We start from the raw sequence: 13776 nt of genomic DNA, 5'->3' as shown, positions 1-13776 counted from the left end.
AGGTGCCCCGGCGAGCGGCGGGCCCGCGCCGATGAGCTCAGCCGCCGGCGGTGCCGCCGCTCGCTTCTGGCACGCCACGCGCGACTTCGCCGGGTCCGCGCGCTTCGCGCAGGCCGTCACCCTCACCGCCGTGGGGCTCGCCTTCAGCAGCCATGCCATCCGCAGTCTCATCGGCTGGCCGGGTCTTCTCGCCTCGCTCGCGGGCCTGCTCGTTTTGTGCGGAGCGTCGCTGGTCGCGCGGTGGCGCGCCGTCGAGTGGTACGGGATCCTGCCGCTGACGATCCTCGTGTTCGTCGGCTGGTGCGCGGCATCCGTGCTCTGGAGCAGTGCGCCCGGCTCGAACGCCCCAGCCTGGAGCGCCGTGCGAGCCGGCTACCTCATCGCCTTCGCGTTCGCCGGCGTCTACGTCGCACTCATGCGCGACACGATCCAGATCGTGCGCGCCTTCGGCGACGTGATGCGCCTTCTCCTCGGCGTCTCGATCGCGCTCGAGGTGCTCTCCGGCATCCTGCTGGACCTGCCGATCGCCTTCCTCGGCATCCAGGGCGACCTCACGAGATTCGGCCCGATCCAGGGGGTCTTCGGCTCGCGGAACATGCTCGGCTTCGTCGCACTCATCGCCCTGCTCACGTTCATCGTCGAATGGCGCACGCGCAGCGTGCAGCGCGTGCGGGCGATCGCCTCGATGTCGCTCGCCGCCGTGTGCCTCGTGTTCTCGGGCTCGCCGACGACGTGGGCGTCACTCGGCGCGGCGCTCGTGGCGCTCGTGGCGCTCTACGGGCTCCGCCGCACCGCCGCGGCGACCCGATGGCGCTGGCAGATCGGCCTGCTCGTCGGGGCCATCGCCGTGATCGTGACCGCGTGGATCTTCCGCGTGCGCATCATCGAACTGCTCGACGCTCGCGCTGAGTTCGACGTGCGGCTCGAGGTCTGGCGTGAGCTCTCCCGATACTTGAACCGAAACCCGCTCCAGGGCTGGGGCTGGGTCGGGAGCTGGCCCGATGCGGCGCCCTACCGGTGGATCGAGCTCGCCACCGGGAGACCGCACGCGTCAGCGCTCAGCGCCTACATCGACGTCTACTTCCAGGTGGGCGTCATCGGCGCGCTCCTCTTCGTGGCGCTCGTCGGCGTCGCCTTCGTGCGCGCGTGGCTGCTCGCGTCGGCGCGGCGCAGCGTCGTCTACCTCTGGCCGGCGCTCATGCTCGTCATCATCGCGACGACCTCGTTCGCCGAGAGCTTCGCACTCGTCGAAGGCGGGTGGATGCTGCTCGTGGTGTGCGCCGTGAAGGCCGCACGCGACATGAGCTGGCGCGACGCCCTCGCAGCAGGGCGACCTCCGGTGCCGGCGATCGAGCGGCTCGGCTGACGATCGCAACCCGCGCTCGAGTGCGGCCGGTCAGACCGGCTGGACGAGGTCGCGCAGCACGTCTTGCGCCCCGAGACCGAACCGGCCGTACCGCCCGGTGCGCCATTCGCGCACGACCGGGCCGAGTCGCGCGGCGCGGTGCGGCGGCAGGCTGCTGCGCACGCGCTCATGCGCGAGCTTGTCGAGCACGAGCTCCGCGACCATCGGATTCCGGGTCGCAATCTCGGGCAGTCGCTCACTGAGTGCACTCGCGCGCGCCAGCAGTCGCGCGTTGCGCTCGGTGCGCGGCGCGCGCAAGCGACCGAAGCGGCCCCCGAGCCCGAGCCGCGTGACGCCGATCTGGTTGGCGTCGTGCTGCCGATAGTCGATGAGCGGTTCGTCGACCACCGCGAGCCCGCCTCCCACGGCGGCGACGATGGCGAGCCATTCGTCGTGCACCCACGATCGCGGAAACGGCGCCGCGCGCAGCACGAGCTCGCGACGGACCATCATCGTCGCGCCCGTCAGCACGTTGCGCTTCAGGAGCTCGTCGAACGCGACGTCCGACGAGAGTCGCTCGCGCAGCGATGCACCGACGCCGAGCGTTTCCAGCAGGCCCCTCCGGAGGGGTGCACCCGCCTCGTCGACGAGCCGTGCCTCCGACGCCACGAGCTCCACCGACGGGCGCCCAGTGAACTCCTGGACGGCGCGGGCGATCCGATCGGATCGCCAGACGTCGTCCTGGTCGGAGAGGGCGATGAGATCGCCGGATGCTCCGCGCAGGGCCTGCTCGAAGTTCGCGGTCACGCCGAGCGGCGCGGTGTTCTGCAGCACGATGAGTGCCGGCGTCGCGGCATCCGTCTTCCGATGCCGCTCGAGGATCCGCTCGGCCAGTTGCACCGTGCCGTCGCTCGACGCGTCGTCGGAGAGCACGATCTCATCGACCGGATGCGACTGCGCGAGGATGCTTTCGAGCTGGGCTCCGAGATAGGCGGCGCCGTTGTGGGTGCCGAGGGCTACGGACACCGTCGCCGCCGAACGAGGCATCAGCGGTCCCGTTTGAGACCCACGTTGAGCACGCCGAGGAACATCCCGGCCATCACCGTCTGTGCGCCGAGCATCATCAGGAGCGCTGCCGGGATCGCGAGCCGCAGGGTCGCCCGCGTCTCGAGGTCACCGAAACCTGCACTCGCCCAGCCCACGAACTGCGCGATGGCGATGCCGAGCCCGACGAGGAACAGCACCACCCCGAGGAGCGCTCCGCTCTCAAGGCTGATGCGCCGCTCGAGCCGATCGAAGTTCCGGGATCTCGGGATGCGGAATCCCTCGTGCTGGGCATAGATCTTCGTGAGTATCGCGAAGAGCACCGATTGGTACCCGACGACGGTGAGCGCGGCGAGGTACACCTGGCTGGAGGTGTCGAAGCCGATATCGCCGAGGATGATCGGGCCGAAGCCGATGAAGAGGGTGCCGAGCAGGCCGAGGAAGAAGGCGGCGGCACCCGGGATCAGGAACAACCAGCGGGGGCTGAAGATCAGCAGGAAGCGCAAGTGCCGCCAGCCATCACGCCAGCTGCGGAGATGCGGCGGACGGCTGCGGCCGTCTTTGTCGAGCGTGGTCGGCACCTCGGAGACGCGAAGACCACCGAGCGTCGACTTCACCACCACCTCGCTCGCGAATTCCATGCCCGTGGTCTGCAGGTGCAGGTTCAGGATCGACCGCCGGTTGAACCCGCGCAGGCCGCAATGGAAGTCGCCGACCGGCGAACGGAACAGGACGCGCCCGACCCAGGTGAGGACGGGGTTGCCGAGATACTTGTGCAGCGGCGGCATGGCGCCATCGGCGATGCCACCCTTGAACCGATTGCCCATGACCAGTTCGTCGCCCGCCCTCAGCCGCTCGACGAACGGGTCGAGCTTCGAGAAGTCGTAACTGTCGTCGGCGTCGCCCATGATCACATAGTCGCCTCGGGCGGCGTCGATGCCGCCCATCAGCGCGCTGCCGTAGCCCTTGGCCGCGACGTCGACGACGCGCGCGCCGTGCGCCCGTGCGATGTCTTGAGACCCGTCGGTCGAGCCGTTGTCGGCGATGATCACCTCGCCGACCACGCCGCTGCGCTCGAGGTATCCCTGGGCCTTGTCGATGCAGACCGCCAGGGTTTCCGCCTCATTGAGGCAGGGCATGACGATCGAGAGCTCGATCGATTGTGTCGGAGCTGGCATCGCGAGGGGTCCTGTCATTACGGGGAGGGCTTCCTCATCGTACAGAATGAGGCATTGTGAAACTCGCGTTCGTGGTGTCGACACTCGGAAGGCCGGATCGGCTCAGGCGACTCCTCGATTCGCTCGAGGGGCGGCTGGTCCCCGGCGACGCGCTGATGATCGTCGCGCAGCGCAATCGCGCCGAGGTCGAGGAGCTCGTGGCGGCATTCGATGACAGTGGTTCCACGGTCATCGTCACGGACTCGGCACCGGGTGCCGCGCGCGGCCGCAACGCCGGCGTCGCAGAATTGCCGACCGGCGACCCCCTGCTCGTCTTCCCCAACGACTCGACATGGTTTCCCGACGGATCGGTCGAACGGCTGCGCGCGTTGCCCGACGACTTCCAGGCGGGCGCGATGACCGTCGTCGATGAGTACGGCCCGAAGTTCGTGCTGCCCCCGGCAGGCACGGCGCTCGACCGTTGGAACGTCTGGAGCGTCATCGAGATGGGCATCCTCATTCGCCGGAGCATCTTCGACGGCATCGGCGGTTTCGACGCCGAGCTCGGCACGGGGGCCGCCACTCCGTGGCAGGCCGGCGAGGCCACCGACCTGCTGCTCCGGCTCGCCGACCAGCGACCGCACCTCGCCGAGACGTTCGCATGGCAGCCCCCTGACGTCGCCGTCGGCGGCATCGCCGACCCCCACGGCCTCACGCGTGCGGCACGTCGGCACAAGGCCCGCGCCTACGGTCGCGGGATGGCCCTCGTCGTGACCCGCTGGCGGTATCCGCTGTGGTGGCGGATCGCATTCATCGGCGGCGGACTCGCATTCGGGGTGCGGCATCGCGCGACCAACGAGCTCCTCGACGGCTGGTGGGTGTTCCTCGGGCGCCTCGAGGGTGCGCTCGGGCGCACCCTCGGAAGAGCCATCCGGCCGACGGCGGTGACCCGATGACGAGCGACACCCCTGCGCCGATGCGCCTGCGTCGCGCCACGATGAGCGCCATCACCCTCCTCGGCGGCATCTCACTCGCCGTCATCCCGGCCGCGACCGTCTCGATCGCCTCGCGACTGTTCACTGAGACGGAGCAGGGTCTCATCGCCGTCGTAGTCCTCGTGGCGACGTTCGCGGGGCAGCTCACGTTCGCGGTGATCGTCGAATCCCGGTTGAGCTCGGCCGGAACCGAGCGTCGCGTCGTGTTCCCGCTGTGGCTCGCCGCGGCATCCGTCATCGCCGGCACGGTACTCCTGGTCGCCGGACCGAACGTCGTCGCGCTCTGCATCTGCCTGCCGGTGCTCGTCGCCGCGCTCGAAGTGGGCCGCGGCGTCTCGGTGGCGGAGCGACTCGACCGGCGGGAGATCTGGGCGTCCGCTCTCGTCGGCGTCGGCGCCCTCGCGGGCGTGCTCGCCGGATTCGCCGAGCAACCCTGGGCGCTCACTCCGCTCGTGGCGGGAATCGTCGCGGCGACGATCGTGCGGTGCCTGCCGGTCGAGCACCGAGCGAGCCGGCCCGAACCCCGCGTGATGGGCTGGGTCGTGGCTGACACCGCGATCACCGGTGCGGTCTACCCGCTGCTCAACACGATGATCCTCGCCTTCATCGGCCCCACCGACGCGGTGCTGTTCGCCGCGATCGCGACGGTCTCCGGACTGCTCGCCATTCCGCTCAACTTCCTCCGACTGCGACTCCTCAAGGAGCACTCGACCCTCGATGTCGTCGTCTCGGCCTCGGCCGTGCTCGCGGCCGTCGCCGCGCTGCTCGTGATGGAGACGACGGGCCTGTTCGGCTTCATCTTCGGCTCGGCCTGGACCGGGTCGGCGACGCTGTTCCCCCTCCTCGTCGCCTGCGCCTGGCGGGCCGCCTCGCTCGCCACGACGATCCCCTTTGCGGCGCTCCGCCGGCGCGGCGAGGTTCGCCTGCTCACCGGCCTCCGAGCGGTCGTCTCGGCACTGACCTTCGCGTTCGCGGCGATCGGGCTGCTCACCGAGAGCCTGACGGCCGTGTTCGTCGGCCTCCTCGTCGCCGAGCTCGTCTCAGCCGTCGTCTACGAGGCGGCACGCCGGCGACGCGTCGCCCGGACGGAAGCCGGCGCCACCGCCCTCTCCGAAGCCGACCTCACATGACCCGCCTCCTCGTCGACCTGCTCTTCTACACGGGCAAGAAGGGCGGCATGGAGTCGTCCGTGCGACAGGTGTACCCCCAGATCGCCGAACTCAGGCCCGGGCTCGAGATCATCGGCTTTGCCTCGCGCGAACTCGTCGAGCGCGGGGCACCATGGTTCCCCGGCGAGCTCGTGGCATCCGGGATCTCAGGCGACGATCGCGTCGCCTGGGCTCGTGGCGAGCTGCTCTCGGTCTCGCGCGCCGCGCGGCGGCTCGGTGCCGACCTCGTGCATGCGCCGGCGAATCTCGGGCCCGTGCACGCCCCCGTCCCCATGGTCGTCACGATCCACGACCTGCTCCCGTTCCGCCACCCCGAGTATCTGCCGGGCCCGTACGCCCCCGTGCTGCGATGGATGAATCGACGCGCCGCGCTCGCGGCCAGCCGCGTCCTCACCGTGAGCGAGGCGACTCGCGATGACATCGAACGGCTCCTCCACCTCGACCGCGACCACATCGACGTCGTCCCGCTCGCGGGCGGCGAGGTCGAGGCATCCGCCACTCGGGTCGCTCGACGAGACAACCTCCTGCTCTCGGTCGGGAACCGGATGCCGCACAAGAACTTCACCGGCCTGCTCGAGGCGATCGCGCTCATCGAGCCGGCCGGCCGGCCACGACTCGTGATCACCGGCAGCCACGGCGACGACCCGCTACGCGCGGACGTCGCACGCCTCGATCTCGGTCGCTCCGTCGAGCTCCGCGGCTGGCTCGATTCGAACGAGCTCGAGCAGCTGTACGCCTCGGCGACGGCATTCGTGTTCCCGACCCGGTTCGAGGGCTTCGGCCTGCCGCCGCTCGAGGCGATGGCGCGCGGATGTCCGGTGATCGCCTCGGATCTCCCGGTCATCCACGAGGTTGCCGGCGACGCGGCGCGGTACGTCGACTCGCGGTCCCCTGCTGCCATCGCGAATGCCATCGTCGAGGTGCTCGCCGATTCGATCGAACGGGAGCGGATGTCGCGGCGCGGCCTCGCTCGTGCGGCCGAGTTCTCGTGGCGCAGTACCGCCGCGGGAACGCTGCGCTCCTTCGATCGCGCGCTCGAGGGCTCGTAGCGATCGCCCCGGCCGGGGCAGCCTACCTACGACCTCTCAGCACCAAGACTCGCTCGAGGAGGACATCGACGCTGCGTCGCAGGCTCCGCTCCACCCGTTCGCGCTCGAACCAGTCGAGTGTTGACCGGCGCATGGCGTCACCCGCGAAAACGACGTCGACGATGGCGGAACCGAGTTCCTCGGCGCCGGCATCGGCGGCAAGGCGGCCGTTCACCCCGTCGTCGATGAGCTCAGCCGCAGCGTTGTCGGGCCCCGCCACGACGACGCTCGGAGTACCGGCCGCGGCGGCCTCGGCGACCACGAGGCCGAACCCCTCGCGAGCGGACGGATTGACGAGTACCGAGGACTCGATGAAGAGCCGCCTCAGCGTCTTCTCGTCGACCCTGCCGAGGATCTCGACGGCGTCGACCACGCCTGCGTCACGCGCCGCCGACCGCAGGCGATCCGTCTCCGGCCCCGAACCGGCGACCCGGAGCACGAGTCCGGGGGCCCTCTGCCGTGCGACGGCGAGCGCGGCCGGGAGCGTCTCCAGCCGCTTGTCGGCAATGTGCCGGCCGACGAAGAGTGCCGTCGGACTGGCGGGCGCACGGGTGGATGCCTCGGGTTCCTCGCCGACGAGGTCGATGAGGCCGAGCACGATCGGATCCGCTCGCCGGCGATACCGAACCAGCCGCTCCCCGGTGAACTCACTGTTGACGGTCACGATGTCGCCGATGCGCACGGCGATCGACTGCAGCACCCACGCGACTGAGCTGACGAGCGGGCCCGCATAGGAGCGCCACTTCCGGGCGTTCCACACCTCGAGCCAATCGACGATCAGCGTCGTGGGTCTCCCGAGCAGTGCGAGCCGCACGGCGAACACGTTGAGCACGGGCAGCGCCGAGACGAAGACGACATCGTAGTCGCGGCGGTGACGGAGGAAATGCCGGAAGAGCGCGAACCCGAACGCGAGGGCACTCCGAGAGGTGCGGGTGCCGCGGTCGTCGTAGATGTCTCCGCGCCAGACTCCGGCGATGTCGAAGGACGCGCGAGGAGCGGCATCGGGTGCCCAGTCGGCGCGGGTGACGTACGTCACCCGCGTGGCACGTTCGACGAGGAGTTCGGCCAGTCGTCGATAGACGCGCTCGCCTCCACCGTGGTGGACCGGGAAGAAGCAGTCGTATGCTATCGCGATGCGCGGCTCAGGCATCGGATCTCGACCTTTCGGGGGCGGCACTCATTCTTCGGTCGGCATGGAGCTCTTGCTGATTGATGTGCCGCGCGGTCAGGCCGAGGGCGACCACTCCGGCGACCGAGACGGCCACGTAGGCGAAGACGAGCGCCGGCCATCCGAGCGGTGGCTGCCACTGCGGCGCGGAGAGCATCTCGCCGAATGGCGCCCGACCGATGACGTACCGCACCATGACAAGACCGAACGCGATGATTCCGTAGACCCCGAGCAATGATGCGACCACCCACGTCAGCCTCGGCGCAAGGAAGGAGATCCGGGGGGCATCGCGGCTCAGCAACCAGGTTGCGGCGATGACGACGCCGAGATAGAGGAACAGGCCGTACCGGCCCTGCCAGATGAAGCCGGTCTGATGCACGCTGTAGGCCTGCACGAACGCCGGGACCAGGATCGCGGCAGCGAGCAGCAGCAGCATGACCATGACGCTTCGACGTCGGGTCGCCGCGGTCGCGAGCACGACGACCAGGGCGACGGCCGCCACGAAGAACCAGTAGACCCACAGAGGGAGCGGAGTATCGAACCATCCGAAGAAGCCGATGGCCTGCTGCACGATGTCCGGCGTCATGCGGATCATGTACGTGAAGCCCTGCAGGAAGGTGCCGTTCACGAGCGGGGCGTCCGATGCCTCGGCCTGGCTCGACAGGCTCCCACGCGAGAGCGTCCACCCGATCGAGAACAGACCGCCGAGCGCGACCCCGCCGATCCACCAGTAGCTCGCCGGAGTCGTGAAGAGTCGCTTCGTTCGTTCCCAACCGGCGGCGAGCAGGCAGGCTGCCAGGACGACCACGAGCCAGAGCGGGCCGGTCGCCCGGGCATTCACGAGCACGATCGCCGAAGCGGTCACGATCGCCCACAGCCACGGTCGTGGAATCGCCGGCCGCTCCGAACTCTCATCGAAGGACTCGAGCAGCCGCAGGAGGCTCGCCCACAGCGCCACCGCCGACGCGATCTCGGCACCGTTCGGATTCACCGAGCCGATCAGGTACAGGCTCATCGGGGCGGCCGCGAACGCGACGCCGAGCGGCATCCACCGCGACCGGGCACCTGACGTGGCCGCCTGGAATGCGAAAGCGAGCAGGACGGCACCGAGGAAGGCGCTTGCAATGCGCATGCCGTACACACTCGCATTTCCGTCGAGGATCAGGCTCGGCCATCCCACGAGGTAGTAATAGACCGGGTTGTACGCCCCGACCCAGGTATTGAACCAGAGCTGGCCCTTCGGGTCGCCGAGTTCGTTCCCGCAGTTCGCGGTGACGTCGGGATGCGTGACGAAGCACATGATGTTGCCGTGATAGGCGTCTTCAGGCCCGAGATCGACGACGATGTGCTTGACGTCGGGCAACGTGTAGCCGACCACCTGCCCCTGCAACTGGGCGATCGCCTTCAAGGCGTGCGCGTTCTCGTCTGGAACCGAGAAGATCGGGCTCGCGAGAGCCCACGTCGTCGAGAGGGCGAACGTCACGAGGAACGCGATCACCCATCCCCCCCAGCGACGGCCTGAAGCCCCTCCGCTCACTGCCGGCGCTCCGCGCGCTCGAACCACTCCGCCAAAATGGCTCTCAGGGGAGACGCCGCGACGGCGTCGAGGGCGTCGCCCGGGTCGAACTCGCCTCGATACACCGCGTCGAGGGAGCGTGCCGCCTCGTCTCCGTAACCGCTGCGATCCATGCCGACCGTGTTGGCTCCCTGGACGCGAGCCGGGTTCCCGTACGCCTTCGCGAACGGCGGAACGTCCCGAGTCACGACCGAGCCCATGCCGATCATCGCCCCCGCACCGATCCGCGAGCGCTGATGGACCACGGTGCCGAGACCGAGGTTGGCCCTCGCTTCGACGAGCACGTGACCGGCCAGGAGCACACTCGAAGCCAGCGTCACGCCGTCTCCGAGCTCGACGTCGTGTGCGAGGTAGGACTGGTTCATGATGAACGTGTCATCGGAGATCCGAGTCGGGTGTTCCCAACCCTGGTGGATCTGCGCGTACTCCCGCACGACGTTCCGGTCGCCGATGCGCACCCCGGCAGCGTCAACCGACCCATCGAGGTGGGTCGGATGAGCGAATCCGCGCACCTCGGGAGGCGCACCGATGACCACTCCGGAGCCGAACCAGTTGTCATCGCCGATCTCGACGGGCCCGGTGATCACGGCGAAGGCACCGATCGTGTTGCCGGAACCGAACCGGACGTCTCCGGTGAGCTGGGCAGTGGGGTGTATCGCGTTCACGTCGACCTTCCTGAGTCGATCGGCGCGCCTCTCGCGCGAGAAGGTAGGGTATCGGGGGCGGGATCCGCAGACAATCGCATCCTGCACATTGCAATCTAACCCACGAGGAACAATGATCCCCATCACACGCGTCCAGTTCGGAATCGAAGAAGAGGAACTGGTTCTCGAAGTGCTGCGGTCGGGTTCGATCGCGCAGGGCCCCAAGGTGAAGCAGCTCGAGGACGAGTTCGCGGCAACCTTCGGCCTCGACCACGTGATCGCCGTGAACAACGGCACCACGGCACTGGTCGGCGCACTCGAGGTGCTCGACCTCCAGCCAGGCGACGAAGTGCTGACGACTCCATTCACCTTCGTCGCGACCCTCAACGCGATTCTCGAGGCCGGCGCCACGGCGACCTTCGCAGACATCCGCGATGAGGACTTCAACCTCGATCCCGCCTCCGTACGGGAGCGCATCACGACCCGCACGAAGGTGCTCGCCCCCGTGCATCTCTACGGCCAGATGGCCGACATGCAGCCCATCGAGGCGCTGGCGCACGATCACGGATTGCGCATCCTCGAAGACGCGGCCCAGTCCCACGGCGCGACGTACCACGGGCGAGCGGCCGGCAGCTACGGCCTGGGCACGTTCTCGCTGTACGCCACGAAGAACCTCACCACAGGTGAAGGCGGCCTCATCGTGACTGATGATGCGGACCTCGCCGATCGACTCAGGGTCCTCCGAAACCAGGGGATGCGGGCTCGGTACGAGTACGAGGTGGCAGGCCACAACTACCGCCTCACCGATCTCCAGGCCGCGGTCGGCATCCCCCAACTCGCCCGATACGCATCGATCGTCGAGACGCGGCGGCGCAATGCCGCGCGACTGACCGAGGGGCTCGCGGATGCGCCCGGCATCGTGGTGCCCCGAGAGCTTGCCGGGCGCGAGCACGTCTGGCACCAGTACACGATCCGGGTCACCGAGGAGGCTCGCGTCGACAGGGCGGAGTTCGTGGAACAGCTGACCGAGCACGGCATCGGCAGCGGGGCGTACTACCCGCGACTCGTCACCGACTACGACGCATACCGCCGCCATCCTCGCGTCTCCATCGCCGACACTCCCGTGGCGGCCCGCGTCGCCCGCGAAGTGGTGTCACTCCCGGTTCATCACCATCTCGCCGATGACGAGGTCGACGCCGTCATCGCCGCCGTGCGCAAGATCTCAGGAGCCTCCCGATGAGCCACCGTCTGCGGATCGCGCTCATCGGCGCCGGAACCATGGGATCGCACCACGCCCGGGTCATCTCACAGTCGCAACGCGCGGATCTCGCCGTCCTCGTCGATCCGCGGAAGTCGGTCGGCGCCATGGTCGCGGAGCGATTCGGCACCGAATGGGCACCCGAGCTCCCCGATCTCAGCGACTTCGACGGCGTCGTGATCGCGGCGGCGACGGAAGCCCATCACGAGCTCGCGATGCAGGTGCTGAGCCAGGACACCGCGGTGCTCATCGAGAAGCCGGTCGCAGACAGCCTCCTCAAGACGCGTGAGATCATCGCACTGGCCGAGCAACGCGACCTGCCCCTGGTCTGCGGCCTGCTCGAACGGTACAACCCGGCCGTCATGACGGCGCGAGCGCTCGTCGACCGTCCATTGCACATCACCGCGACGAGGCACTCGCCGTACGCCCCGCGAATCCGAACCGGTGTCGCGTGGGATCTCCTCGTTCACGACGTCGATCTCGCCATCAATCTCATCGGCACGGAGCCGACCACGGTCGACGCTCGACTGGGCTTCTTCCATCCCGATTCCGCCGATGGTGCCGAGGATGTCGCCGAAACACTGCTCGGCTTCGGCGACGGTGCCATCGCGCACGTGTCGGCGAGTCGCATCGGCCAACGCAAGATCCGCCAGCTTTCGATCCACGAGGCGGATCGCCTGATCGAGGTCGACCTGCTGCGGCGGGATGTCACGGTCTACCACCACGTCTCCGAGAACGCGGTCGATGAGGGGCGCGGATATCGCCAGCAGACCGTCATCGAGATTCCCGAGCTCGTGAGCTCGCAGGAGCCGCTCACCACGCAGTTCTCGCACTTCGTCGATCTGGTCGAGGGCACCGGCGACGCCGCGGCCGAGCGTGCCACGATCCTCCCCTCCCACGAGGTCATCGACGCTGCGACCTCGAGCAGGGGTCGCAGCTGACGTGATCAGACGTGTGTTCGGCCACAGCGCCGTGCGGTACCTGATCGCGGGCGGCGCGGCGTTCCTCGTCGATCTCGGGCTTCTCGCGCTGTTCAAGAATGTGCTGGGCTGGCCGCTCTGGCTGGCGACCGCTGCAGCGTTCCTGTTGAGTTTCTTCTTCACCTACACGGTGCAGAAGATGTTCGCCTTCACCTCGATGGCGCCGCACGGGATCGCCATCTTGAAGTATGCGGTGCTCGTGGCGTTCAACACCGCCGCGAGCGTGGTGATCGTCGCTTCCGTCGATTGGACCGGCGCCGGCTGGGTGGCCGGGAAGGTCATCGCCACCGTCGTGATGACCGTATGGAACTATTTCGCGTACCGGTATTGGGTGTTCGCGGAGAATCCAAGAGAGAGCCGAGCATAGATGTACAAGGGTGCAGTAATCGCAGCGGTCGTCCCCGCCTACAAGGAGGAGGCGATGATCGGCACGGTCATCGAGACCATGCCCGACTTCGTCGATCACATCGTGATCGTCGATGATTGCAGTCCCGACGCGACGAGCGAGGTCGTCCGCTCGATCGATTCCTCGCGGGTGACACTGCTCCGGCACGAGGTGAACCAGGGCGTCGGTGGCGCCATCATCACCGGACACAAGGCGGCGATGGAGCTCGGCGCCGACGTCAATGTCGTCATGGCCGGCGACGCCCAGATGGATCCGGCCTACCTGCCCGATCTGCTCGACAAGGTCACGGCTTCCGGTTTCGGGTTCTCGAAGGCGAATCGATTCTTCGCGCCGGAGTCATTCGAGGGGATGCCGCGGCACCGCGTGTACGGCAACATCGTGCTCTCGTTCATGACGAAGCTCGCCTCGGGCTACTGGCACCTGTTCGATCCGCAGAACGGCTATACGGCCGTGCGGACGGAGGTGCTCAAGCGTGTACCGCTTGATTCCGTCGCACGCAGGTACAGCTTCGAGAACGACTTGCTCATCCACCTGAATATCCAGCAGGTTCCCGCCGTCGACGTGCCGATTCCGGCCGTCTACGGCAACGAGATCTCGAGCATCCGCCTGAGCAAGGTCGTCCCCGAGCTTCTCAATCTCCTCTTCGCGGGCTTCTGGCGCCGCATCTGGTACCGGTATGTGCTCTGGTCGTTCTCGCCGATCGCGCTCTTGCTCTTCGCGGGCCTGCTGTTGTTCACCGTGGGCATCGGCATCTCGATCTGGGTTGCGTTTCAAGTCCTCGGTTCGGTCGTCGCGACCGCGGCCACCGTGATGCTCGCGGCCCTGCCACTGATGATCGGCAGCCAGATGCTCATCTCAGCCCTCCAACTCGACATCCAGGCGAGCCCGGCGACTCCGTCCTTCAAACCCTTCGATACGACGGGACACTGACGCCGACGAAGGGCTG

At 68.2% G+C, this 13776-nt stretch carries 13 protein-coding genes; 8 read left to right on the top strand and 5 right to left on the bottom strand.

Annotated elements, in window-relative coordinates; genetic code table 11:
• Positions 1 to 31: 31 nt before the first annotated feature.
• Positions 32 to 1366 carry an O-antigen ligase family protein gene (locus QFZ29_RS04645; protein WP_306893070.1) on the top strand — a complete coding sequence of 445 codons (1335 nt, stop codon included), beginning with the start codon at positions 32 to 34 and terminating at the stop codon, positions 1364 to 1366.
• 30 nt (positions 1367 to 1396) lie between these two features.
• Here the strand turns inward: QFZ29_RS04645 and QFZ29_RS04640 are convergent, their stop codons facing one another.
• The gene (locus QFZ29_RS04640; RefSeq protein WP_306893069.1) at positions 1397 to 2371 is read right to left on the bottom strand and encodes a glycosyltransferase family 2 protein; all 975 of its coding nucleotides are present in this window, start codon (positions 2369 to 2371) and stop codon (positions 1397 to 1399) included.
• Positions 2372 to 2391: 20 nt separating this feature from the next.
• Entirely contained in the window at positions 2392 to 3567 is a 1176-nt protein-coding gene (locus QFZ29_RS04635; RefSeq protein ID WP_306893068.1) for a glycosyltransferase family 2 protein, read from the bottom strand.
• A 71-nt stretch (positions 3568 to 3638) separates the two neighbouring features.
• Between QFZ29_RS04635 and QFZ29_RS04630 the strand changes: the two genes are divergently transcribed.
• The 3 genes from QFZ29_RS04630 to QFZ29_RS04620 are packed head-to-tail and all read left to right on the top strand — an operon-like array spanning position 3639 to position 6759.
• Positions 3639 to 4502, top strand: a complete 864-nt coding sequence (locus tag QFZ29_RS04630) for a glycosyltransferase family 2 protein (protein WP_306893067.1) — start codon at positions 3639 to 3641, stop codon at positions 4500 to 4502.
• Positions 4499 to 5671 carry a hypothetical protein gene (locus QFZ29_RS04625; RefSeq protein WP_306893066.1) on the top strand — a complete coding sequence of 391 codons (1173 nt, stop codon included), beginning with the start codon at positions 4499 to 4501 and terminating at the stop codon, positions 5669 to 5671. The genes QFZ29_RS04630 and QFZ29_RS04625 overlap by 4 nt, the downstream gene beginning before the upstream one ends.
• Positions 5668 to 6759, top strand: coding sequence for a glycosyltransferase family 4 protein (locus tag QFZ29_RS04620; RefSeq protein ID WP_306893065.1), 1092 nt, complete (start codon positions 5668 to 5670; stop codon positions 6757 to 6759). The genes QFZ29_RS04625 and QFZ29_RS04620 overlap by 4 nt, the downstream gene beginning before the upstream one ends.
• Positions 6760 to 6781: 22 nt before the next feature.
• Here the strand turns inward: QFZ29_RS04620 and QFZ29_RS04615 are convergent, their stop codons facing one another.
• From QFZ29_RS04615 to QFZ29_RS04605, 3 genes are read right to left on the bottom strand one after another with little or no spacing between them, the layout of a single operon-like run.
• A complete protein-coding gene (locus tag QFZ29_RS04615) occupies positions 6782 to 7948 on the bottom strand; it encodes a glycosyltransferase family 4 protein (protein WP_306893064.1) in 1167 nt (388 codons plus the stop codon).
• Positions 7941 to 9464 (bottom strand): DUF2142 domain-containing protein, encoded by a 1524-nt coding sequence (locus tag QFZ29_RS04610; protein WP_306893063.1) that lies wholly within the window; start codon positions 9462 to 9464, stop codon positions 7941 to 7943. The genes QFZ29_RS04615 and QFZ29_RS04610 overlap by 8 nt, the downstream gene beginning before the upstream one ends.
• A 35-nt stretch (positions 9465 to 9499) precedes the next feature.
• Positions 9500 to 10207, bottom strand: coding sequence for a UDP-N-acetylglucosamine acyltransferase (locus QFZ29_RS04605; RefSeq protein ID WP_306893062.1), 708 nt, complete (start codon positions 10205 to 10207; stop codon positions 9500 to 9502).
• Between the two features lie 112 nt (positions 10208 to 10319).
• Here QFZ29_RS04605 and QFZ29_RS04600 point away from each other — a divergent pair, with 112 nt between their 5' ends.
• From QFZ29_RS04600 to QFZ29_RS04585, 4 genes are read left to right on the top strand one after another with little or no spacing between them, the layout of a single operon-like run.
• Positions 10320 to 11426, top strand: coding sequence for a DegT/DnrJ/EryC1/StrS family aminotransferase (locus QFZ29_RS04600; protein ID WP_306893061.1), 1107 nt, complete (start codon positions 10320 to 10322; stop codon positions 11424 to 11426).
• A complete protein-coding gene (locus QFZ29_RS04595) occupies positions 11423 to 12385 on the top strand; it encodes a Gfo/Idh/MocA family oxidoreductase (RefSeq protein WP_306893060.1) in 963 nt (320 codons plus the stop codon). The genes QFZ29_RS04600 and QFZ29_RS04595 overlap by 4 nt, the downstream gene beginning before the upstream one ends.
• Before the next feature lie 13 nt (positions 12386 to 12398).
• The gene (locus tag QFZ29_RS04590) at positions 12399 to 12791 is read left to right on the top strand and encodes a GtrA family protein (protein ID WP_306893059.1); all 393 of its coding nucleotides are present in this window, start codon (positions 12399 to 12401) and stop codon (positions 12789 to 12791) included.
• Complete coding sequence (locus tag QFZ29_RS04585) at positions 12792 to 13760, top strand: glycosyltransferase family 2 protein (protein WP_306893058.1); 969 nt, start codon at positions 12792 to 12794, stop codon at positions 13758 to 13760.
• The last annotated feature ends 16 nt before the right edge of the window (positions 13761 to 13776 follow it).

This window comes from Agromyces albus (assembly GCF_030815405.1).
Classification (GTDB): Bacteria; Actinomycetota; Actinomycetes; order Actinomycetales; family Microbacteriaceae; genus Agromyces; species Agromyces albus_A.
The sequence above is the reverse complement of the archived record's forward strand: the minus strand, read 5'-3'. Positions and strand labels throughout refer to the sequence as shown.

Coding starts and splice junctions, on each gene's coding strand:
- QFZ29_RS04620 (WP_306893065.1), top strand. CDS start 5,668: ATGACCCGCCTCCTCGTCGACCTGCTCTTCTACACGGGCAAGAAGGGC.
- QFZ29_RS04625 (WP_306893066.1), top strand. CDS start 4,499: ATGACGAGCGACACCCCTGCGCCGATGCGCCTGCGTCGCGCCACGATG.
- QFZ29_RS04615 (WP_306893064.1), bottom strand. CDS start 7,948: ATGCCTGAGCCGCGCATCGCGATAGCATACGACTGCTTCTTCCCGGTC.
- QFZ29_RS04595 (WP_306893060.1), top strand. CDS start 11,423: ATGAGCCACCGTCTGCGGATCGCGCTCATCGGCGCCGGAACCATGGGA.
- QFZ29_RS04600 (WP_306893061.1), top strand. CDS start 10,320: ATGATCCCCATCACACGCGTCCAGTTCGGAATCGAAGAAGAGGAACTG.
- QFZ29_RS04635 (WP_306893068.1), bottom strand. CDS start 3,567: ATGCCAGCTCCGACACAATCGATCGAGCTCTCGATCGTCATGCCCTGC.
- QFZ29_RS04645 (WP_306893070.1), top strand. CDS start 32: ATGAGCTCAGCCGCCGGCGGTGCCGCCGCTCGCTTCTGGCACGCCACG.
- QFZ29_RS04585 (WP_306893058.1), top strand. CDS start 12,792: ATGTACAAGGGTGCAGTAATCGCAGCGGTCGTCCCCGCCTACAAGGAG.